12 protein-coding genes are annotated in these 22,814 nt (G+C 74.9%); 9 read left to right on the top strand and 3 right to left on the bottom strand.

Annotated elements, in window-relative coordinates:
* Nucleotides 1-84: 84 nt before the first annotated feature.
* Nucleotides 85-1,167: a hydrogenase expression protein HypE gene (locus ACFYXU_RS19195; protein WP_376512498.1), complete on the bottom strand. Its 1,083-nt coding sequence runs from the start codon at nucleotides 1,165-1,167 to the stop codon at nucleotides 85-87.
* A gap of 287 nt (nucleotides 1,168-1,454) precedes the next feature.
* Nucleotides 1,455-1,745, bottom strand: coding sequence for a hypothetical protein (locus ACFYXU_RS19190; RefSeq protein ID WP_389458771.1), 291 nt, complete (start codon nucleotides 1,743-1,745; stop codon nucleotides 1,455-1,457).
* A gap of 221 nt (nucleotides 1,746-1,966) precedes the next feature.
* Between ACFYXU_RS19190 and ACFYXU_RS19185 the strand changes: the two genes are divergently transcribed.
* The 9 genes from ACFYXU_RS19185 to ACFYXU_RS19145 all read left to right on the top strand — a co-directional run bounded on the left by ACFYXU_RS19185 (nucleotide 1,967) and on the right by ACFYXU_RS19145 (nucleotide 22,126).
* Entirely contained in the window at nucleotides 1,967-3,475 is a 1,509-nt protein-coding gene (locus ACFYXU_RS19185; protein WP_361391281.1) for an APC family permease, read from the top strand.
* 1 nt (nucleotide 3,476) lies between these two features.
* The gene (locus ACFYXU_RS19180; protein ID WP_329852518.1) at nucleotides 3,477-3,899 is read left to right on the top strand and encodes a universal stress protein; all 423 of its coding nucleotides are present in this window, start codon (nucleotides 3,477-3,479) and stop codon (nucleotides 3,897-3,899) included.
* Between the two features lie 521 nt (nucleotides 3,900-4,420).
* Nucleotides 4,421-7,537, top strand: a complete 3,117-nt coding sequence (locus ACFYXU_RS19175; protein WP_389458769.1) for an amino acid adenylation domain-containing protein — start codon at nucleotides 4,421-4,423, stop codon at nucleotides 7,535-7,537.
* A 170-nt stretch (nucleotides 7,538-7,707) separates the two neighbouring features.
* A complete protein-coding gene (locus ACFYXU_RS19170) occupies nucleotides 7,708-13,263 on the top strand; it encodes an amino acid adenylation domain-containing protein (protein WP_389458767.1) in 5,556 nt (1,851 codons plus the stop codon).
* Nucleotides 13,260-16,499 carry an amino acid adenylation domain-containing protein gene (locus ACFYXU_RS19165; protein ID WP_389458764.1) on the top strand — a complete coding sequence of 1,080 codons (3,240 nt, stop codon included), beginning with the start codon at nucleotides 13,260-13,262 and terminating at the stop codon, nucleotides 16,497-16,499. The genes ACFYXU_RS19170 and ACFYXU_RS19165 overlap by 4 nt, the downstream gene beginning before the upstream one ends.
* 165 nt (nucleotides 16,500-16,664) lie before the next feature.
* Complete coding sequence (locus ACFYXU_RS19160) at nucleotides 16,665-19,736, top strand: AMP-binding protein (protein ID WP_389458762.1); 3,072 nt, start codon at nucleotides 16,665-16,667, stop codon at nucleotides 19,734-19,736.
* An 87-nt stretch (nucleotides 19,737-19,823) separates the two neighbouring features.
* Nucleotides 19,824-20,249, top strand: a complete 426-nt coding sequence (locus ACFYXU_RS19155; RefSeq protein ID WP_376512484.1) for a pentapeptide repeat-containing protein — start codon at nucleotides 19,824-19,826, stop codon at nucleotides 20,247-20,249.
* 279 nt (nucleotides 20,250-20,528) lie between these two features.
* Entirely contained in the window at nucleotides 20,529-21,446 is a 918-nt protein-coding gene (gene htpX, locus ACFYXU_RS19150; RefSeq protein ID WP_376512483.1) for a zinc metalloprotease HtpX, read from the top strand.
* Nucleotides 21,447-21,451: 5 nt separating this feature from the next.
* A complete protein-coding gene (locus tag ACFYXU_RS19145) occupies nucleotides 21,452-22,126 on the top strand; it encodes a hypothetical protein (RefSeq protein ID WP_389459644.1) in 675 nt (224 codons plus the stop codon).
* 47 nt (nucleotides 22,127-22,173) lie between these two features.
* Here ACFYXU_RS19145 and ACFYXU_RS19140 read toward each other — a convergent pair whose 3' ends face one another.
* Nucleotides 22,174-22,677: a GyrI-like domain-containing protein gene (locus ACFYXU_RS19140; RefSeq protein ID WP_389458760.1), complete on the bottom strand. Its 504-nt coding sequence runs from the start codon at nucleotides 22,675-22,677 to the stop codon at nucleotides 22,174-22,176.
* Nucleotides 22,678-22,814 lie beyond the last annotated feature (137 nt).

Below are 22,814 nucleotides of genomic sequence, written 5' to 3'. Positions count from 1 at the left end.
GCGATGCCCTTCGTCATCTGTTCGCCGGTGCGAACAGTGGGATGGATGGGGGGTCCTGCGGGGGTGGTGCGGGGTGGCCGCCGGTCACCAGGGCGGGCGGTAGCCGGTGGTGATCCGCTCGCCGGTGTGCCGCCACTTCGGCTCCTTGTCCACGGTCTTGGCCGTGAGGGTCCGCAGGCGGCGGATGACGGAGCCGTACACGCCGCTGGCGGTGCTGGAGACCTTGCCGCCGGGGGGTTCGTCCATGAACGGCATGAACTTGTCCGGGAATCCGGGCATGGTGCACGCGATGCAGATGCCGCCGACGTTCGGACAGCCGCCGACGCCGTTGATCCAGCCGCGCTTGGGGACGTTGCACTTGACGACCGGCCCCCAGCAGCCGAGCTTGACGAGGCACTGGGGCGAGTCGTACGTCGACGCGAACTGGCCCTGCTCGTAGTAGCCGGCCCGGTCGCAGCCCTCGTGCACGGTCGCCCCGAAGAGCCAGGTGGGGCGGAGCTTGTCGTCGAGCGGGATCATGGGCGCGGAGCCGACCGCCTGGTAGAGCAGATAGGTCAGGGTCTCCGCGAAGTTGTCGGGCTGGATGGGGCAGCCGGGCACGCACACGATCGGGATGCCGGCGTGGGACTTCCAGTCCCAGCCGAGGTAGTCCGGGAGGCCCATCGCGCCGGTCGGGTTGCCCGCCATGGCGTGGATGCCGCCGTACGTGGCGCAGGTGCCGATCGCGACCACGGCGAGGGCCTTGGGCGCGAGCCGGTCGATCCACTCGCTGGTGGTGATGGGCTGACCGGTCTCCGGGTCGTCGCCGAAGCCGCTCCAGTAGCCCTCCTGCTTGATGGCCTCGTTGGGGATGGATCCCTCCACGACGAGCACGAAGGGGTCGATCTCGCCGCGCTCTCCCTTGAAGAACCATTCGATGAACGTGTCGGCGCCGCCCACCGGACCGCACTCGAAGTCGATCAGCGGCCAGTGGACCGCGATCCGGGGCAGCCCCGGCAGCCCGGCGAGGGCGATCTCCTCGATGCTGGGCTGCATGGCGGCCGTCAGGGCCACCGAGTCGCCGTCACAGCTGAGGCCCGCGTTGATCCAGAGGATGTGGATCGGCTTCTCTTCGCTGCCGGGTGCGGCACCCTGGTCCTCGACCGGGGCCGGTGTTGTTGCGCTCATGGGTCGCCTCCTGCGGAGGGGTGGGGCGAAGGCCTCATCTCGGGCCTCGGTCTTGCTTAACAGTCGGCCGATCCGCCCGCGCCCGCACCTGGGCCGTCCGGGTGCGGGGCGCGGGGCCCGCCTCCTTCCGTACGTGGGCCCGGCGCAGCGCGTGGGGGCGCGCGGCGGGATCGGCGAAGATCGCCCGCATCCGGGAGAGCTCGTGCTCCCGGTGGGCCGCAAGGGGTGCGAGGGCCCCCTTGCGCTCGTGCTCCGCCCTCTTGGCGGCGATCCGGGGCCGGAGCCGGTCACGGGATGCCGGCCGCAGGGCCGATCGGGTGATCTCGGCGTCGAACTCCCCGGGTCCGCGGTCGACGACCCGGTCGGCCGGCCCCAGGCCGAGCGCGGCCGCAGCCGAGACCGGTCGGGCCTCCTCGACGGGCCACGACCAGATCGGGCGCGTGGCGCGTCACCGCCTCGCGGACGGCGGAGCCGTCGGGGGCGACCTCGACCGCGACGGCGTGTCCCCGGTCGGACAGCTCGGCCAGGACGCGCTGGGTGAGGCCGTCGAAGCTGCCGGCGACGAGCAGGATGCGCATGGGCCGCCCTTCCGGGTCGCGGTGGCCGGTCGGCCGCCTGCGATCCTCGGGCAGCGGCGACCGGCCGGCGGGGCGGCGGAGCCCGTACCTCACCCGTTCGGGTCGGGCGTCCGACCGATTGGCGGGCGCGCCGCCCGCTGCGCATGCACGCCTGATCCGGCCTCCCTACGATGAAGGCGTAGGTCTCGCCGTTCTGTCCGGCTCGACGGGTGCGAGGGAACATGACCACAGAGGACGCCGCGCCCCCCGGGCGGTCCGTGGGTTTGAGGGCGAACGCCATCGGGTTCGTCGACGCCCTCGTCATCGGGCTGAACGCCACGTCTCCCGCCTACTCGCTGGCGGCCGTGATCGGCCCCGTGGTGGCCCTGGTGGGCATCTACGCGCCCGGCGTCATGGTCGCGTCCTTCGTCCCGATGCTGTTCATCGCGTCCGCGTTCTACTACCTGAACAAGGTCGACCAGGACTGCGGGACCACGTTCTCCTGGGTCACCCGGGCGATGGGGCCGTGGGCCGGCTGGCTCGGCGGATGGGCCATCACGATGACCGGCGTGCTGGTCGTCGGCTCGCTCGCCGACGTGGCCGTCAGCTTCGCGCTGCTCGCCTTCGGCCTGGACGGCTGGGTGGACAACACCTTCGTGCGCCAGCTGCTCACCGTCCTGCTCATCCTCGTCATGACGGCCGTGTGCGTCATCGGCACCGAGCTGTCGGCCCACGTGCAGAACGTCCTCATCCTCGCCCAGGTCGCCTGCCTGCTGATCTTCGTGGGTGTGGCGCTCTACAGCGTCTACGACGGCACCAGCAAGTACGACTCGGTGGAGCCGGCGCTGAGCTGGCTGAATCCGTTCGGTGCCGGTGGGGCCGCGCTCACGGGCGGGCTGCTGCTCGGCGTCTTCATCTACTGGGGCTGGGAGTCGGCGGTCAACCTCACCGAGGAGGTCGAGGACTCGGCTACCGCGCCTGGCAAGGCGGGACTCTGGTCGACCGTCATCCTCCTGGTGACCTACGTGTCCGTGGGCTTCGCCGTCGTGGCGTACGCCGGGCCGACGTTCCTGGCGGAGAACGCGGACGAGGCGGAGTTCGTCTTCGCGAAGCTGGCCACGGACGTGCTGGGCGGCTGGGACTGGGTCCTCCTCCTCGCCGTCTCCACCTCCGCGATCGCCTCCACCCAGACGACGATCATCCCGGCCTCGCGCACCGCGCTGTCCATGGCCCGGCGCCGGGCGCTGCCGTCCACGTACGGTCACATCAGCCCGCGCTTCCGCACGCCCGACGTGAGCACGTGGTGGGTCGCCGGGATCGCCATCGTCTGGTACCTCGTGGTGAGCCAGATCAGTTCGAACGCCCTCTTCGACTCGCTCACCGCGCTCTCCCTGCTCATCGCCTTCTACTACGCGCTGACGGGCGTCGCCTGCGCGGTGTACTACCGCCGCCACCTGTTCGCGAGCGTCCACAACTTCCTGTTCATCGGGCTCGGTCCGCTGGTCGGTGCGGGGCTGCTCGCGTGGCTGCTGGTGCGGTCGGTCGCCGACATGTCCGATCCCGCGAACTCGTACAGCGGCACCTCGTGGTTCGGGCTCGGCCCCCCGCTCGTGATCGGCATCGGCATCGCCCTCGTCGGGGTCGTCATCATGGTCGTCTGGAGGCTGCGGGCCCCCGCCTTCTGGCGGGAGCGGCCGGGCGTGGCCGATCCCGAGCTGGTCCGCTCCCACGGCCTGCACAAGGAGTCCTGAGATGTCGGTCGTCCTGGGCTACGACGAGTCCCCCGGCGCCGCCCGGGCGCTGCGCATCGCGGTGGAGGTGGCGGCGGCCTTCGGCGAGCGGCTCGTGCTCGTCTACGGGGCGGCGGCCCCGGGCCCGGTCGGCGAGGAGTACACCTCCCACCACGAGGCCATCCGCCAGGCCGGCCGGACCGGTCTGGAGCACGCGGTGGCCGAGGCCGACCGGGCGGGTGTGCCGACCGTGGTCGAGGTCATCGACGACAAGCCCGACCAGGCGCTCATCGAGGCGGCGGCCCGGCACGCGGCGCGCGTCATCGTGGTGGGCACCTGGGGCGAGAGCCCGATGCGCGGAGCGCTCCTCGGATCGACCCCGCACAAGCTCCTGCACCTGTCCACCGTCCCCGTGCTGTGCGTCCCTCCGGAGGAACGCCCCTGAGGCGCGGTCCCGCGCGCGCGTGACGCCCCGGGACCGGTCCCGGCGGCCCGCGCGGTGGCACGGCATCCGGAACGAATGCGTCCGATCCCCCTTTGTATGGCGGTGTGTTGACGCGTCGTCAGAGCGGATCATACACACGGATGTTCGGGCGCAAGTCAGGAAATCCCGTCGCGGACATGGAGGCTGATTCCGGGCGATGGACGGCTCTTGACGCCCCCTGGACGTTGTGCGAATCTCTCGACAGGTCTGGACCAATGGTCTTCATCGGGCGGGGCCGGAGATACCAGACGCCTCGGGGCATCCTGGAATGTCCGGCGGTCCTGACCGCTCACGGCCGTCGGCCGGCCCACGGGGGGGTGGGCCCGCGCCGCACGGCGGCCGATGGCGTCGCCGAACCCGGGCCCCCGCAACGCCGCAGGCGCCGGGGGACCCCGGCGTGCGGCAAGCCCGAGCCCCCGCTCCTCCGTGTCCTCACCCGCACAGCTCCTCGACCACGCTCCCACGTCCTAAGCGAGCCGCCGATGTCCGAAGTCCTCTCCCTGACCGACCGCATACCGGCCTCCCCGGCACAGCAGGGCATCTGGCTGACCGATCGGCTGGGACTGGCCCGTGAGGCGTTCCACATGCCGCTGCGGATCTCCTTCGACCGGGTCGACACCGCGGCACTGGCCCGCGCGGTGGACGCCGTGACCGGGCGTCATCCGGCCCTCGCCGCCCGCCTGGTGGAACGTGACGGCCAGGTCTGGCAGGAGGCCGCGGCACAGCGGCCCGAACTGGTGGTGCTCGAAGCGCCGCGGGACGAGGCGGCGTTGGAGCGAAGGCTCGCGGACGAGGCCGCCCGGCCTTTCGCGCTGGAGACCGGCCCGCTCAGCCGCTTCACCCTCCACCGGCGCGCCGACCGCAGCGCGGTCCTGCTGGTCACGGCCCACCACGCGGTCTTCGACGGCAACTCCAAGGACGTCCTGACCCGGGACCTCGCGGCCGCGTACGGCGCCGCGCCCCTGTCCGCGCCCGCGCCGCAGGCCGCGCCGGTGCCCGATCCGGACACCGTACGGCGGGCCGCCGCGTGGTACGGGCCGCGCTGGGCCGCCGCCACCGACCCGGTCCTCCCCGGCGCGCCGCGCGCCTCGACCGCCGCCGGGCCCGGCGGTGCGGTCGAGTGGCGCCTCGACCGCGCGGAGGCCACCGCGCTGGCCGCCTCCGCCGCCCTCGCCGGCACCACGGTCTTCGAGTTCCTGCTCGCCGCACTGCACGCGCTGCTGCGCCGCTACGGCGGGGAAGCGGTTCCGGTGTCCGTCCCGCTCTCCACCCGGACCCCCGAACTGGCCGACGAGATAGGCATGTTCGTCAACGAGATGCCCGTCCACGCACCCGCGCCCGACGCGACCGAGACCTTCGCCGCGTTCGCGTCCGGCGTGCGGGCCGAGCTGCGGGCCGGATATCCCTTCCGCGCGGTGCCCTTCGGCGCCGCCGTCCCCGGGCTTGAGCCCCGCGTCGGCCTGGCCCCGGTCTCGCTCGGCTACCGCCGTCGCGGCCCCGACCCGGACTTCCCCGGCACCGGCGCCCGCGTCGCCTGGGCCGTGCCCCACCGCACCGCCCGCAACACCCTGCACCTCCAGGCCGTCGAGGCCCCCGGGACGCCCGGCGCGTCCGGCGGCGGCATCGACTTCAGCCTCCAGTACGACGCGGCCGTCATCCCCCCGGACACGGCCCGCCGGATCGCCCGCCACTACCGCACCCTGCTCGCCGGCGCGGTCGCCGCGCCCGACGCCCGGCCGGCGGACCTGCCGCTCCTGGACGCCGACGAGCTCCGGGCCGTCACCACCGGGCCCAACGCGACGGACCGGCCCTACCCGGCCGACCGGACCGTGCTCGACCTGGTCCGCGCCCAAGCCGCCGCGACCCCCGAGGCGATCGCGGTCACCGCCTCGGGAACGCACCTGAGCTACCGCGAACTGCTGCTCCGCGCCGATCGGTTGGCCGCTGTGCTGCGCGCCCGGGGCGTCCGCCCCGGCGATCTGGTCGCCCTGCACCTCGACCGCACCGCCGACCTCCCCGCCGCGCTGCTCGCCACCCTCGCCACCGGCGCGGCGTACCTCCCGCTCGACCCCGGATATCCCGCCGAGCGCCTCGCCCTCGTCCTGCGCGACTCGGGGGCGGTCCTGGTGGTCGCCGACCGCGAGCCCGCCCCCGCCGTCGCGGACGCCGCTCCCGCCGTCCTGCGCCTCCCGGCGTCCGCGCCGGACCCGGCCGAGGCGGCCCCCGGCCCCGGCCGGGACACCTCCCCCGGTCCCGAGGACGTGGCGTACGTCCTCTACACCTCCGGTTCGACCGGCCGCCCCAAGGGCGTCGCGGTCGGGCACCAGGCCCTCGTCAACCTGCTCGCCTCCTTCGCCGACCGGCTCGGCTCGGGCCCGGAGCACGCCTGGCTCGGACTGACCTCGCTCTCCTTCGACATCTCCGCCCTGGAGCTGTACCTGCCGCTGATCACCGGCGGCCGGCTGGTGCTCGCCCCGGACGGACTCGCCGTCGACGGCCCCGGACTGCTCGCCCTGATCGGCGGCGAGGGGGTCACCCACGTCCAGGCCACGCCCTCCGGATGGCGGGTCATGCTCACCGGCGGGAACGGCGTCGACGCCCTGACCGGCGTCACGGGCCTGACCGGCGGCGAGGCGCTCCCGCTGCCGCTCGCCCGCGCCCTGCGCGCCCGCACCGCCCGGCTGTTCAACGTCTACGGCCCCACGGAGACCACCGTCTGGTCCACCTGCGCCGAGATCCCCGCCGACCCCGTACGGGTCCCCATCGGCGGGCCGATCGCGAACACCCAGGTCTACGTGGTCGACGAGCGGCTGCGTCCCACCCCGCTGGGCATCCCGGGCGAGCTGCTGATCGGCGGGGACGGCGTCGCCCACGGCTACCTCGGGCGGCCCGGACTCACCGAGGAGCGCTTCGTACCGAACCCCTTCGGCCCGCCCGACTCCCGGCTCTACCGCACCGGGGACCAGGCCGTGCGCACGGCCGACGGCGCGCTCGACTTCCTCGGCCGGATCGACGACCAGGTCAAGGTCCGGGGCCACCGGATCGAACTCGGCGAGATCGAGTCCGCGCTGCTGGAGCACCCGGCCCTCGCCCAGGCCGCCGTCGCCGTCCGCGCCGAGGACGACGGCGAGCCGTTCCTCGCGGGCTACCTGGTCCCGACGGCGGGCGCCCGTCCGCCCGCCCCCGCAGACCTGCGCGACCACCTGCTGCGCACCCTGCCGGCCGCGATGGTCCCGCAGCGCTGGCTCGCGATGGAGCGCCTGCCGCTGACCCCGAACGGCAAGCTGGACCGGCGGGCCCTGCCGGTGCCGCCCCGCGAGGCACCGGCGCCGCGCGGCGAGACGTCCGGGGTGTCCGGCGCCGACGGTTCGCCCGCCGACGGGATCACCGAGACGGTCCGCCAGATCTGGGCCGAGGTCCTCGACCTGCCCGACGTCGGACCCGAGGACGACCTCTTCGACCTCGGCGGGCACTCCCTGACGGTGGTGCAGATCGCCGCCCGGATCCGCGACGCCCTGGGCGTGGAGGTCGACTTCGACGTCTTCTTCGACGTCCCGACCCCCGCCGGCATCGCCGCCGCCGTCCGCGCCGGACAGTAGGCCCCCTCCCCTCCCCCGGCCCCCCGGGCACGGCCGCCCCCCGCCGTGCCCGGACCCCGGTGTGCGCGCCGCCCGACGGCGGTGAGCGCCCTCCGCCGCGCCCGTGCGCCCGGCTCCCCCGCACCGACGAGTCCGATGAGTCCCTCACCGCACGCCCGAACAGGAACCCGATGACGGATACCCAGGACCTGCCCGCCGGCTGGTCCACAGCCAAGCGCGACCTGCTCAGCCGGCGGCTGCGCGGCGCCACCGCCCCCGCCCGGGTGGTGGAGCCCCGCCCGGCGGGGACGGCACCACCCCTCTCCAGCGGTCAGGAACGGCTCTGGTTCATGGACCAGTTCGCTCCCGGCTCCACGGCCTACACCCTGGCACCGGCCCGCCGCCTCCGGGGCCCCCTGGACCGCGCCGCCCTCGACGCGGCGCTGACCGACCTGGTCGCCCGGCACGAGAGCCTGCGGATGACCTTCCGCACCACCGAGGCGGGCACCGCCGAGGTGACGATCGCGGAACCCGCGCCGTTCACCGCGCAGCACCTGGACGCCACCGCCGACCCCGACCCCCGGGCGCGGGCCACCGCCGAACTCGGCGCGCTGATCGCGCGGCCCTTCGACCTCCAGGCCGGGCCGCTGCTGCGCGCCCTGGTCGTCCGCATCGCCGAGGACGACCACGTCCTCGCGCTGGTGATGCACCACATCATCTGCGACGGGTGGTCCATCGACCTCCTGCACCGCGAGATCGACACCCGGTACGCCCACCACGCCCATGGCACCCCCGGCGAACTCCCGCCCGTCGAAGTACAGTTCGGCGACTACGCGGCCTGGCAGCGGGACCGCCTGGAGAGCGGGCGGCTCGCCGCCTCACGGGCCTACTGGCGCGGCGAACTCGACGGGGTCCCGGCCCTGGAGCTGCCCTCCGACCGTCCCCGGCCGGCGCTGCTGACCTTCGACGGCGCCGCCACCGAGTTCCGCTGGAGCCCCGCGCTCTTCCGGCGGATCGGCGAGGTGGCGCGGGCCCACGGCGCCTCCCCGTACATGGTGCTGATGGCCGCCTACCAGGCCCTGCTCGGCCGGCACGCCGGGCAGCGCGACTTCGCCGTCGGCACGGCCGTCGCCGGCCGTCTCCACCGTGAACTGGAAAACGTGGTCGGGGCGTTCGTCACCATGCTGCCGATCCGCGCCCGGCTCGCCCCCGACCTCGGCTTCGGACAGCTCGTCGACCGGGTCCGGGAGACCACGCTCGACGCGTACGCGCACCAGGAGGTCCCGTTCGAGCAGATGGTCGGCGATCTCGCGGTGGAACGCGACGTCAGTCGCGCCGCCGTCTTCCAGACCACCTTCGCCTTCCAGAACTACGGCGACCCCGCGGCCGGCCCCACGCCGGGCCGCGCGGACTCCGAGGGCTTCGGCTACGAGGCCACCACCACCCACGCCGACCTCGCGCTCTATATGCGCGAGGAGGCGGACGGCGGCCTCTACGGGCTGTTCACCTACCGCACCGACCTCTTCGACGCCGACACCGTCGAGCGCCTCGCCGAGCGGTTCGAGCTGCTGACCGAGGCCGGCGTCGCCGACCCGGACCTGCCGGTCGACCGGCTCCCGCTGCTCGGCGCGGCCGAGCGGACGGCCGTCCTCGACACGTGGGCCGCCGGTCCCGCGCTCCCGGACGGCGGCCCCGCCACGCTCACCGAGGCGCTGACCCGGACGGCCGCCCGGACGCCCGGGGCGACGGCGCTCGTCCACGGGGACCGGACCCTCAGCTACGGCGAGCTGGACCGCCGCGCGAACGCCATGGCCCGGCGCCTGCGGGCCCTGGGCGTGGGTGCGGACGACCGCGTCGCCGTCTGCCTGGAGCAGTCCGCCGAGCTGGCGGTCGCCCTGGTCGCCGTCCTCAAGGCCGGCGGCGGCTACCTGCCGCTCGACCCCGAGCAGCCGCCCGCCCGGCTGGCCCGCCTGGTCGCCGACGCGGGCGCCAAGGTCCTCGTCACCGACACCGTGCTGAGACCGCGCTTCGGCGACCACGCGGCGGCCGACCTGCTGACCGACGACGGCGCGGACGCGACGCCGGGCGACGGGTCGCCCCTGGAGGAGGTCTCCGGCCCGGACCACCTCGCGTACGTGATCTACACCTCGGGTTCCACCGGCGCCCCCAAGGGCGTCGCGGTCCAGCACCGCCAGATCCTCCACTACCTGGCCGGCGCGGGCGAGCGGCTGCGGATCGAGCCCGGGTCCTCCTTCGGGCTGCTTCAGTCGCTCTCCTTTGACTTCAGCATCACCATGCTCTATCTGGCCCTGACGACCGGCGGGCGGGTGCACCTGCTGCCGCGCCGGATCGCGGGCGTGGAACTGGCCGCCGAGATCGGGCGGGCGGGCATCGACTACCTGAAGATGACGCCCTCCCACCTGGCGGCGCTGACCGCCGACGCGCCCCTCGCGGAGCTGCTGCCCCGGCGTGCGCTGGTCCTCGGCGGCGAGGCCAGCAACGGGGCCTGGGCCGCGGGCATCGCCGCGCTCGGCCGGTGCGCGGTGTTCAACCACTACGGGCCGACCGAGGCGACCGTGGGGATCACCGTCCACGAGGTCACCGCCGCCGACCTGGACGCGCCGGGCAGCACCCCCATCGGCCGACCGCTGGCCGGCGGGCGCTGCTATGTGCTGGACGAGGCGCGCGACCCCGTTCCCCCGGGGGTCGCCGGGGAGTTGTACCTGGGCGGGGACCGGCTGGCCCGTGGCTACCTCGGACGGCCCGACCTGACGGCGGAGCGGTTCCTGCCCGATCCGTACGCCGACCCGGCGGACGGTCCGAGGATGTACCGCACCGGCGACCTGGCGCGCTGGCGGCCGGACGGCACGCTGGAGTACCTCGGCCGGAGCGACGACCAGATCAAGGTGCGCGGCTACCGGGTGGAGCCCGGCGAGATCGAGGCCGCGCTGACCGTCCTGCCCGGTGTCACCCAGGCGGTGGTCATGGCCCGCGGCGAGGGTGTCCGGCAGAACCTGGTCGCCTACCTGGAACGTCCCTCCGGCGGAGTCGCGCCGACCGCCGCCGCACTGCGGGCCGCCCTGGGCGAGGTCCTGCCCGACTACATGGTCCCGGCGCGGTACGTGGTGCTGGAGCGGCTGCCGCTGCTCGCCCACGGCAAGGTCGACCGGAAGGCGCTGCCGGAGCCCTCGGACGGCCCGTCCGACGGCGCCGGGCACGTCGAACCCGAGGGCGAGACCGAGCGGGTGATCGCCGCCCTGTGGGAGGAGCTGCTGGACCTCCCCCGGGTCGGCGCGCTGGACGACTTCTTCGACCTCGGCGGTCACTCCCTGCTCGCCACCCAGGTGGTCGCGCGGATGCGCCGGGCCTTCCCCGACCTGGCCACCCCGGTCGGGGTCATGGACCTCTTCCGGTATCCGACGGTCCGACGGCTCGCCGGGCTCGTGGCGACGCCCGAGGGCGACCGCGGCCCGCGCGGCCTGCTGCATCTGCTGACCCCCGAGCGCCGCACCGTGGCCGCCAGTGTGGTCTGCGCGCCCTACGGGGGCGGCAGCGCGCTGATCTACAAGCCGCTGGCCGACGCGCTGCCCGCGGACTGGGCCCTGCACTCCATCGCCGTCCCCGGCCACGAGCTGGGCGAGGAGGCGATGGACATCGACGAGGTCGCCCGGCGCTGCGCCGAGGAGATCGTCGCGAACGTCACCGGCCCGCTGGTGCTCTACGGGCACTGCGGGGTCGGCGTCCGGCTGACCGTGGAGATCGCCCGGCGGGTGGAGGCCGCCGGCCGGGAGATCGACGCCGTCCACCTGGGGGGCATCTTCCCGTTCGCCCGGCCGAAGGGCCGCGGCGCCGCGCTGGCCGAGCGCTTCGCCGAACTGTCCGCCCGTCTGCGCAGCGACCAGGACATGATCAACGCCCTCGCGGCGGCGGGCCTGGACGTGGACGAGGTCGACGAGGAACAGCTGCGGCTGATCGTGCGGAACCGCCGGGTCGGCACCCAGGGCGCCGAGCGGTACTTCGGCGAGCTGTACGAGAGCGAGGGCGGCACCCTCACGGCTCCGGTGATCGCGGTCTGCGGCGACCGCGACCCGGCGACCGAGTTCTACGAGGAGCGGTTCCGCGAGTGGCACCGGATCACCGGCACCGCGGCCGTGGTGGTCCTGGACGAGGCCGGTCACTTCTACCTGAAGTACCGGGCCGAGGAGCTGGCCGACATCCTCACGGGGGTGCACCGTTCGCTGGCGGCCGGCGAGGAGGCCCGCCACGCGCGCACCGCCGACGCGACCTGGTGGCTGGCGGGCGTGTCCCGCGCCGAGGCCGGGACGGATCCGGCTCCCGCACAGGGACGGCCGGAGCGGTCCGGGACGCCGGGGACCGCGCGCGGGAGGCGCGGGGGCGGTCCCGTCCGCCCGACCATGGGACGCTTCCTGACCATCGCGACCGGTCAGCAGCTCTCGATGATCGGCTCGGCCCTCACCGAGTTCGCCCTGCCGATCTGGCTGTACCTTCAGACCGGTTCGCTGTTCCAGCTCGGCCTGCTCGCCGCCTTCGGCCTGGTGCCCAGCGTCGTCGTCGCACCGCTGGCCGGCGCGATCGTCGACCGGGGCGACCGCCGCCGGGTGATGCTGTGGGGCGATGTCGCGGCCGGTCTGACCCAGGCGGTCCTGCTGGCCCTCTACCTCGGCGGCGGGCTGCGGATCTGGCACACCTACGTGCTGATCTCGGTGCTCTCCGCGGCGCTCGCCTTCCAGCGCGTCGCCTGGGGCTCGGCGGTGCCGCAGCTGGTGCCGAAGCGCTTCCTGGGCCGTGCCAACGGCGTCGTCCAGATGGCCCTCGGTCTGGCCCAGTTCCTGGTCCCGCTGATCGCGGTCGGCATCCTGCACCTGATCGGCCTCGGCGGCATCCTCGTCTTCGACGTCGTGAGCTACGTCCTCGCCACCGGCGTGACCCTGGCGGTGCGCTTCCCGGACGCGATGGCCGCCGGCCGCCGCGAGTCCGTCGGCGCCGAGATCCGGGCGGGCTTCCGACGGGCCCTCGGGAGCCGTCACTTCAGGGCCATGCTCTTCTGGTTCGCCGCGCTGAACGTGTTCCTGTCGCCGCTCTTCCTGCTCGTCACCCCGCTGGTGCTGTCCTTCTCCTCGACGGCGTCGGCCGGCTGGGTCTCCACCGCCGCGGGCCTGGGCGCCGTCCTGGGCGGCCTCACCCTGCTGATCTGGGGAGGCCCGCGCCGGATGCGGCTGCGCGGGGTGCTGATCGCCACGCTGGGCCTGGCCGCCGCCTGCGTCGTCACGGGTCTGCGGCCCTCGGTCACCGTGGTCGCCGTCGGCGCGTTCGGCATGACGTACGGGCTCGCGCTGCTCAACGGCATCTACGCGACGGTCGTCCAGACCAAGGTCCCGATGCGCTTCCACGGCCGGGTGATCGCGGTCAACACCATGGTCGCCTGGTCCACCCTGCCGGTCGGCTTCGCCCTGGTCGCCCCGATGGGACCCGAGCTGCTCCAGCCGCTGATGGACGAGGGCGGCGCGCTCGCCCCGACCGTCGGCGCGCTGATCGGCACCGGTGAGGGCCGCGGCATCGGCCTGCTCTACCTGGTGTTCGGCCTCGCCATGGCCGCACTGGTCCTGATCAGCTTCTGCATCCCCGTCCTGGCCCGCTTCGACCGCGAGGTGCCGGACGCCGAATCCGACGACCTGATCGGCCTGGAAACCCTGAAGGCCCGCGCGAGAAGCGAGAGACACGCATGACCTCCCCGACCCCGATCGCCCGCCATCCGCTGACCGACGAGCAGCGCCGGCTCTGGTTCCTCCAGCAACTGCACCCCGGGGACGCCGGGTTCAACATGTACCTGAACCGGCGCTGGAGCGGTCCGGTCGACGCGCGGGCGCTGGGCGCGGCGCTCACCCGGCTCACCGCCCGGCACGAGGTGCTGCGCACCCGATTCGCCCTGGACGGCGAGCACCCGGTCCAGCTCGTCGAGCCCGTACGGGACGTCGTCCTCGCCCGGGTCACGATTCCGGACGCCGCGGAGGAGGCCTTCACCGCGGCCTGCGCCCCCCACGTCAACGCCCCCTTCGACCTGGGTGAGCGCCCGCCGCTCCGGGCGGTGCTGGTCAGTGCCGGTGAGGACGAGCACGCCCTCTGCGTGGTCGTCCACCACATCGTCTCCGACGGCTGGTCGTTCACCGTGCTCTGGCGCGAACTGCTGGCCCTCTACCGCGAGGAGACCGGCGAGGGACCGGCCGGACTGCCCGAACTCAAGCTCCGGTTCGGCGACTTCGCGCGCGCCGAGCGGAGCAGGCTGGACGGCGGGGCGGCCGAGGAGGCGTTCCGGTACTGGACCGGGCGACTGGACGGGATCGGCACCCTGCGGATGCCGCTGGACCACGCGCGGCCCGCCGAGCCCGCCCACCCGGCCGGATTCGCCGACCTCGCCCTCGGCCCCGACCTCGTCGCCGGGCTCGACGCGCTCGCCCGCGAGCAGCGCTGCACGCCGTTCATGGTGCTGCTCGCCGCCTACCAGTGCGTGCTGGCCCGCTGGACCGGCAGCCTCGACTTCGCCGTCGGCACCCCGCTGGCCGGACGCAACGAGACCGCCCACGAGGCCCTGCTCGGCTACTTCTCCCGCACCGGGGTGATCCGCGCGGACCTCACCGGCGAGCCCGGTTTCCGCACCGTGCTGCGCCGGGTGCGCTCCGCCACGATGGCCGCGCTGTCCCATCAGGACGTCCCGGTCGAGCGGGTGGCCGCCGCACTGGACCTGCCCGCGCCGCCCGGCGCCGGTCCGCTCTACCAGGCGGTGTTCGTCCACCAGAGCCAGTACGAACTGGCCGGGGGCGACGAGCGGGAGGGGCTGCCCGCGGGCGTCCGCACGGCGAGCATGGACTCCGGTTTCGACCGGGCCAAGACCGATCTGCTGCTGGACAGCTGGCGCACCCCGGACGGCGGGATGACACTCTCCTTCTGCTTCGACCGGGAGCTCTTCGAGCGGGCCACCGTCGAGGCGCTGGCGCGCCGGGTCCACGCCCTCCTCACCCGGGCAGTGGCAGACGTGGAGGTCCCGCTGCACGGCGACTGGATGCTGTCCGGCGAGGAGCGCGGCGCGCTCCTCGCCCTCGGCGCCGGACCCGCCGTCGCCGGGGACGCCCGTCCGGTGCTGCGCGGTTTCGCCGAGCAGGTCGCCGCCCGCCCCGACGCTCCCGCTCTGGAGTGCGCGGGCCGCGTCCTCTCGTACGCCGAACTCGACCGGGCCTCGGACGACCTGGCGGTCCGGCTCGGTCCGGTGGCCGGCCGTGCGGTGGGCGTCCGGATCGATCCCTCCTTCGCCCTGGTCATCGCCCTGCTCGCGATCTGGAAGGCGGGCGCCGGATATCTGCCCCTCGACCCCGCGCATCCGGCCGAGCGGCGGCGCCTGATGCTCGCCGAGGCGGACGCCGCGCTGCTGCTCACCGACGGGGAGCAGCCGGAGCTCGGGGTTCCGGTGCTGTCCGTCGGCGGCCCGGACACCGGGGCCGAGGAGGTAGGGACCGAGGGGGCCGTACGCGAGGGGGCCGCCGTGGCCGCGCTGCCCGGGACCGCGCCGGAGGGGCCGGCGTACGTCCTCTACACCTCGGGGTCCACCGGCACCCCCAAGGGCGTCGTCGTCGAGCACGCCGCTCTCGCCGAGCGCGTCCGGTGGATGGCCGGTCCCGAGGGCTACCGGCTCGGGCCGGGCGACCGGATCGTGCAGTTCGCCTCCCTCGGCTTCGACACCCACGCCGAGGAGATCTGGCCCGCCCTCACCGCCGGGGCCTGCGTCGTACTCCTGCCCGGTGGCGGCCGGACCCTGCCCGACCTGCTGCGCGACGCGGCGGGAAGGACCGTCACCGTGCTCGACCTGCCCACCGCCTACTGGGAGGAGCTCGTCTCGCTCGGGGACGGGACCCCGTGGCCGCCCGCGCTGCGCCTGGTCGTCCTCGGCGGGTCCGAGGCCCGCGCCGACACCGTCGCGCGGTGGCGGGAGCGGCACGGCGACGCGGTCCGGCTGGTCAACACGTACGGCCCGACCGAGGCCACGGTCATCGTCACCGCGGGCGCGCTCGGCGGGGACCCCGGCGCCGGGCGGCGCCCGCCCCTGGGCCGTCCGCTGCCGGGAGTACGGCTCTACGTCCTGGACGAGCGCGGCGGCCTGCTGCCCGCCGGGTCCGAGGGCGAGCTGTACATCGGCGGCAGGGGGCTCGCGCGCGGCTATCTGGCCCGGCCCGAGCTGACCTCGGCGGCCTTCTCGCCGGACCCGTTCGCCGACGGCCCGGACGGCCGGATGTACCGCACCGGCGACCGCGTCCGGTGGTGCTCCGACGGGCAGCTGGAGTTCCTGGGCCGCGCCGACGGCCAGGTGAAGATCCGCGGCTACCGGATCGAGCCCGCCGAGATCGAGGCCGCCCTCACGGCCCATCCGGCGGTCGGCCGCGCGGCGGTGCTGGTCCGCGAGGGCCGCCGGCTGATCGCCTACGCCGTCCCGGGGCCGCACGGCGGCGAGGGGTCCCCGGCGGCTCCGCCCGGGGCGGACGCGCTGCGGGAGCACCTGGCGCTGCGCCTCCCGGCCTTCATGGTGCCGGAGGCCGTGGTGCTGCTCGACACCCTCCCGCTCACCGCCAACGGCAAGCTCGACGCCGCCGCCCTGCCCGACCCGGACCCGCTGGGCGCGTCGGGCGGGTACGTGGCGCCCCGCACGGAGGCCGAGGCCCTGGTGGTCCAGATCTGGCAGGAGCTGCTCGGGGTGGCGAAGGTCGGGGTGGCGGACGAGTTCCTCGCACTGGGCGGGGACTCGCTCCTGGTCACCCGGGTCGTCGCCCGCGTCCGGGCCGACGTCGGCATCGACCTGTCGATCCGCGACGCCTTCGAGAGCCCCACCCCGGCGGCCCTCGCGGCCCGGATCGAGGCACTGCTGATCGCCGAGATCGACGCGCTCAGCGACGAGGAGGCCGCCGCCCGACTGGGCTGACGCGCGCCCCTTCCCGGCCGCCCCGGGGCGGCCGGGCGGCCGGGCCCGTTCCGCCCGGCCTGCCCGCCCCTCCCGTCCCCCGGGCTCTTCCGTCACACCGACGCCGACGCACGTACTCGACATCCGTCCCCCCGCACCGCATCGGAGAACGCCATCGCCACCACCGTGCCGCCCGCAGCGACGACCGTCCCGGAGCTCCTGGACGCGCGGGCCACCGAACACCCGGACCGCACGGCGCTGCACGTCGTCGGCGGCGGGGAACTCACCTACCGGCAGTGGCGCGAGGAGGCGCTGCGCGCCTCCGTCGGTCTGGCGGCGGCCGGGGTCGGGCCGCGCGACCGGGTGGTGCTGCGGTTCTCCAACTCCCGCTGGGAGCGGTACGCCGTGGGGTTCCTCGCCGTGCAGTACGCGGGCGGGGTGCCCGTCCCCGTCCGCGAGGACCTGTCCGAGGGCGACGCCGCCGCCCTGGCCGCGCTCGCCGAGGCGGGCACGGTCCTGACGGACGGCGGCCTGCCCTCCGTGACGGGGCTCCAGGAGCTGCGTCTGGACGCGCTGCTCGCCGCGTGCCCGGAGACGCCGGCCGGCCCGCCGCACCGGGTCGGTCCGGACGACCCGGCCCAGGTGATCGGCACGTCGGGCACCACCGGCGCCCCCAAAGGCGTGGTCGCCGCGCACGGGAGCCTGACCGCCGGTCTTGCCACGCACCCGCGCCGCCGCGCGTACGCGCACTCGCGGCATGCGCTGCACGCCTTCCCCCTGGGGACCAACGCCGGTCAGGTGATGCTCCTGAACGCGCTCACCGCCACGCCCACCACCCTCAGCCTGCCGCGCTTCGACGCGGACCGGTTCGGCGCCGCCGTCGAGGAGTTCGGGGTCGGCACCGCCTTCCTGGTGCCCTCGATGGTGATCGAACTGGTCAACGCGGGCACCGCCGGGCGGTACGACCTCGGGAGTCTGCGCCTGGTCAACTCCTCGGCCGCGGCCCTGCCCGTGCCGGTCGCCGCCGCGCTGGCCGGAGCGCTGCCGGGCGCCACGCTGGTCAACACGTACACCTCGGCCGAGGCCTCCCCCGCGCAGATCTCCACCGTGGTCGACGCGCGCCGCCCCGGCTCGGTGGGCCGCCCGGCGGACCCCCGACACCTCCGGATCCTCGACGCGGACGGACAGCCACTGCCGGCCGGGCAGGTCGGCGAGGTCTGGCTGCGTCAGCCCGGGCCGCCCCGCGGCTACCTCGGCGCCGGGCCCGGCGGCGCCGGAGTGTTCCGGGACGGCTGGGTGCGGATGGGCGACGTCGGACGGCTCGACCCGGACGGGTACCTGTACCTGGTCGACCGGGAGAGCGACGTCATCAAGAGCGGCGCGCTGAAGGTGTCCACGCTGCGGATCGAGGAGGTGCTGCACGCGCACCCCTCGGTCGCGGACGCCGCCGCGCTCGGCCTGCCGCATCCCGTGATGGGCGCCGTCCCGGTGGCGGTCGTGGTGGCCGCGCCCGGCGGTCTGGACCCGGACGAGCTGCGGCTGTTCCTGAGCGCCCGGCTGAGCCGCCCCGAGCTGCCGGTGCGGATCCTGCTCGCGGACGACCTGCCCAGGAATCCGAGCGGCAAGGTGGTGAAGCACCGGCTCCGTCCGCTGTTCGACACCGCCCCCGAGGCGCCCGCCGCCCCGGTCGCCCCTGCCACCCCGACGGAACGGCGCCTGGCGGGGCTCTGGCGGCGGCTGCTCGGCCGGCCGGTCACCGATGTCGCCGCCGAGTTCTTCGCGCTGGGCGGCGACTCGTTCCGGGCGGTCCAGCTCGCCCGCGGGATCGGCGAGGAGTTCGGGATCCGGGTGGGCACGGGGGTCGTCTTCGAGCGGCCTTCGCTGCGCTCGCAGGCCGCCTGGGTGGACCACCCCGACCGACGGCCGGCGGCGGACGGCGGGGCGACGGCCGGTACGGACACGGTGACGCCCTACCTGGCGGCGCTGCGCGCGCAGCCGCACGCCGTCGCCCTCACCTCGCAGCAGGAGAACTTCTTCCGCTGGATGGCCGAGGCGCCGGGGAGGGACGCCGGTGCGGTCACGGCGCTGTTCCGGGTGGTGGACCGGCTCGAACCGGAGACCCTGGGCCGGGCGCTGACCGAGGCCGTGCGGCGCCATCCGGCGCTGCGCACCCGGTTCGAGACGGTGGCGGACGGGGTCGTGCGGGCCGTCCTGGACGAGGAGCCCCGGGTGCGGATCACCCTGACCCGGGCCCCGGGGGCCTCGGACGCGGAGGTGGACGCGCTGCTGCTGGCCGAGCGCGACCGCCTCACCGATCTGTCCCGCGACCCGATGACGCGACTCCTGGTGGTCAGCCGGTCGGAGACGGACCACGTGGTGCTCGTCGCGACGCACCACATGGTGTCCGACGGCTGGTCGGTCGGTGTGCTCCTCGCCGACCTCGGCGTCCTCTACTCCGCGCTGCGGCGGGGCCGGTCGGCACCGCCCGTCCGCACGGGGCCGGACTACCGGGAGCTGGTGGAGTGGGCGAACGGGCACTGGCCGGTCTCCCGGGCGCACTTCGGGGCCGCGCTGGCCGGGGCTCCGGAGGCCGTCGAGCGGTTCTCCGGGCGCCGGTCCGTGGACGAGGTCCTGACCCAGGGGCACGAGTTCACGGTCCCGTCGTCGCTGGCCGAGGCGGTGCGGGCGCGGGCGGCCGAGCTGGGCGCCACCCCGTTCCTGGCCGTGGCCTCGGTCTGGACGGCGCTCCTCGCGGACCGCAGCGGGCGTCCGGACCTGGTGGTGATGACCCCGGTCCCCGGACGTCCCCGGCAGGACGCCGAGCGGACGGTGGGCTGCTTCGTCCAGTCGCTGCTGCTGCGGGTCGACGTGAGCGGGGGACCCGGTTTCGCCGAGCTGGTGGACCGGCTGCGGGTGGTCCACGGCGAGGCACTGGACCACCAGCTCTACCCGTTCGCCGAGTTCAGCCCGTCGGTGCCGTTCGCCGCCTGGCTGCGGTACGAGGCGTGGGCCGCGCCCGCGCAGCTGCCCGGCCTGGCCTGCGAGCCGTGGGAGCTGCCGCGCGGGAGCACCGTGCCCTGGCCGCTCCCGGGCGGGGACCGCGGCGTGCCCGAGCTGACCGTGGTCGAGCAGCCGGACGGCGGGCTGCGGTGCTGGCTCCAGTACAACGCGCTGGCCTTCGACCTCCCCGTCGTCACGGGACTGGCGGAGGAGTTCACCACCGCGCTCGCCACCGCCTGCGGGTGGTCGGCCGACTGAGCGGCGGGGGCCGGACGCCGGCACCCGGCGAGGTCGAGCCCGGAAATCCGGGCGACGTCCACGCCGCCGACCGGCATGCTGGCCCCCATGGAGACACCACCGAACGCGAGACGACGGCTCGTCGCGCTGCCCCGCTACGCGGCGGTGGACCGCGAGGACTTCGCCGGTCTTGACCTCGTGTCCACGCGCACGTCGTGGCTGCGGTTCACCCGCTGCTCGTTCGTGGGCGCGGACCTCCGCCACGCCACCCTGGACGGGTCCCGGTTCAAGCTCTGTGATCTCCGGGGCGCGGACCTGCGCGGGGCCTCGCTGCGCGAGGTCCACCTCGCCGGGTGCGATCTACGGGGTGCCGACCTGCGAGGGACGGACCTGACCGGCGCCGTCCTCGGGAGCGTGAACACCGGCGTGCCCCGGCTCGGCCGGACCGATGTGACCGGTGTCCGCTGGGAGGGAGCGATCCTGCGCGATCTCCGGGCGGAGGACGTCATCGGCCTGCCGCCCCGGGAGGCGTGACGCCCGGGCCCCGCGTGACCGCCCCGGGCCCCGCGTGATCGCCCCGGGGCACCGCGTCACCGCCCACCCCGCTCATCGCCGGCGCTCCCGGCGGGGCCGACGCGCCCGTCCGGATGCGGGGTCCGGCGGGGCCTGAGGCACCCCCCGGGGCGCGCTCTCGAAGGGGGCGGCCGCGTGCCCGTTCCGGCGCGCGGGGGAGCACACTGGCAGGAGGGGGCGGAAGGCTTGCCCCGACCGGGGTCCGGCCGGTCCCGCCCGCACGTGGAAGAGGGTGCGCGGATGCCCAGAACCGGTTCCTCGTCGCGCTCGCGCTACGCCCCCGACCGGGGTCTCGCGACGCGCATGGCGACGACGATGTTCCTGATCGGTCTGCTGTACGTGGTCTTCGTCGGCGTCCTGCTGGTGCTGCTGCGGGGGTCCTGGCCGATCATCCTGCTGATCACGGGCGTTCTGTTCGTCGGGCAGTTCTGGTTCAGCGACCGGATCGCCGCGCTGGGGATGGGGGCACGCGAGGTCACCCGGGAGCAGGCGCCCGAGCTGCACGGGACGGTGGACCGGATCTGCGCGCTGGCCGACATGCCGAAGCCGAAGGTGGCGATCGCCCAGAGCGACGTGCCGAACGCCTTCGCCACCGGGCGCGGCGAGAAGACCGCGTTGGTCTGCGTCACGACGGGCCTGCTGCGGCGTCTGGAGCCGGAGGAGCTGGAGGGCGTCCTCGCGCACGAGATGTCGCACGTGGCGCACCGGGACGTCGCGGTGATGACCATCGCGTCCTTCCTCGGCGTCCTCGCCGGGATGATGACGCGGGTCGCGCTCTACAGCGGTCTCGGGCGCAGCCGGGACAGCACCATGGGCCTCGCCGTGATCCTCGTCCCCGTCGTCAGCGCGGCCGTCTACGTGGTCAGCTTCCTGCTGACCCGCGTGCTGTCCCGCTACCGCGAACTGGCCGCCGACCGGGCCGCCGCGCTCCTGACGGGCCGCCCGTCGGCCCTGGCCTCCGCGCTCACCAAGGTGAGCGGCGAGATGGCGCGCATCCCGACGAACGACCTGCGCAAGGCGGAGCCGTACAACGCCTTCTGGTTCGCGCCGGCCTTCTCGTCCAAGGAGAGCCTGAGCCGGCTGCTCTCCACCCACCCCACTCTGGAGCAGCGGCTCGAGCAGCTCACCCGGATCTCGGCGCAGCTGGGCGGGGCGTGACGGCGGTGGGGCTCCTCGACAGCATTCTCGGGCGCAGCCGGCCGGTCCGGCCCGATCTGGACCGCCTCTTCGGGCTGCCGGCCGCGGCGCTCACCCTTGAGGCGGGCACGGGCTTCGTCCCGGCCGGTTCCGGGGCGGTGTGCTTCGCCGCGGTCGAGGGCGGTGCCTTCGCGCGGCTCAAGGGAGACGTGCGGGACCTCCTCGACGTCGAGGTGGTCGCCGGGAGCGGTCGGGGCGGCGGCGACGGCGAGGACCGGGGCGCGGCCTCGGAGGCGTACCCCGTGACGTACGCCTCGGACGCGTACGGCTACACCTGGTTCACCGTACGGCGGCCCGCCGAGGATCTGATCACGCTGGTCAACGACCTGCACGCGGTCAACACGCTCCTGGAGGAGGCGGGCTTCGGGCCGCATCTGCTCTGCTCCCTGACCGCCTTCCGCGGCCCGGACGCCGACGGGCACCTGACGCGTGACCTCGCGCTCGTGTACCTCTACAAGCGCGGTACGTTCTACCCCTTCGCGCCGCGCGCCGATCGCGCCGAGAGCCGCGACAACACACTTGAGGTGCAGGTCAGGGGCCTGCTGGCGGGTGACCTGGCGATGGAGAGCGACCTGGAGCGGTGGTTCCCGGTGTGGGGGGCGCCGGGGCTCGGCGGGGCCGGACGGCTCCCGGGGAGCTGAGCTCCGCGCGGACGCGGCCGGCCCGCCGTGCGCGCGGGGCGGCCGGGTCAGTCGGAGATCGGCCAGTTGAGCTCGGTCCGCAGGTCCCGCGGGTCCATGTCCGGCGTCGGCTGCGTCACGTACACCTCCCAGCGGTCCTCGCCGCCGCGCAGCCCCTGCTCCCGGATCCAGGACCCGAGGCGCTCCCAGGACTCCCCGAGGCCCTCGAAGCCGCCGTGATGCGTCAGCCGCGCGACCCGCCCGCCGGGCAGCTCACCGGGGACGACCCCGGCCTCGGCCCGCACCTCGCTTCCCGTGACGAACCCGACCTCCAGGTCCCACTTCTCCCCCGGCGCGCCGTGGTGCAGGCCGAAGGCGGCGCTCCTCGGCGGGATCCGCTGCTCGCGCAGCACCCGCCCGAGCGCCCCGAAGGCCTCGTCGAAGAAGGCGCGCACCTCCGCGGGGGACACGACGCCGTGCACGACGGCGGTGGTCTCGGGTTCGCGTTCCACGAGCCGGGGCTGCCGCTCGGGGTCCTGGGTGCTGCTGTCGTGGTCGCTGTGCGTGCTCATGTCGTTCCGGCGCTCCGATTCCGATTCGTGGGGACGGGCTCTTCGGAACGTACCGACCGGACGCGCGCCGGAAAGTCATCGCCGCGCCCGGAGCGGGGAACCTCGCCCGGGCCGAGGCCGCCCGGGCCCGGGCCGTC

Source organism: Streptomyces sp. NPDC002232, assembly GCF_042890295.1.
Lineage (GTDB): Bacteria > Actinomycetota > Actinomycetes > Streptomycetales > Streptomycetaceae > Streptomyces.
The sequence above is the reverse complement of the archived record's forward strand: the minus strand, read 5'-3'. Positions and strand labels throughout refer to the sequence as shown.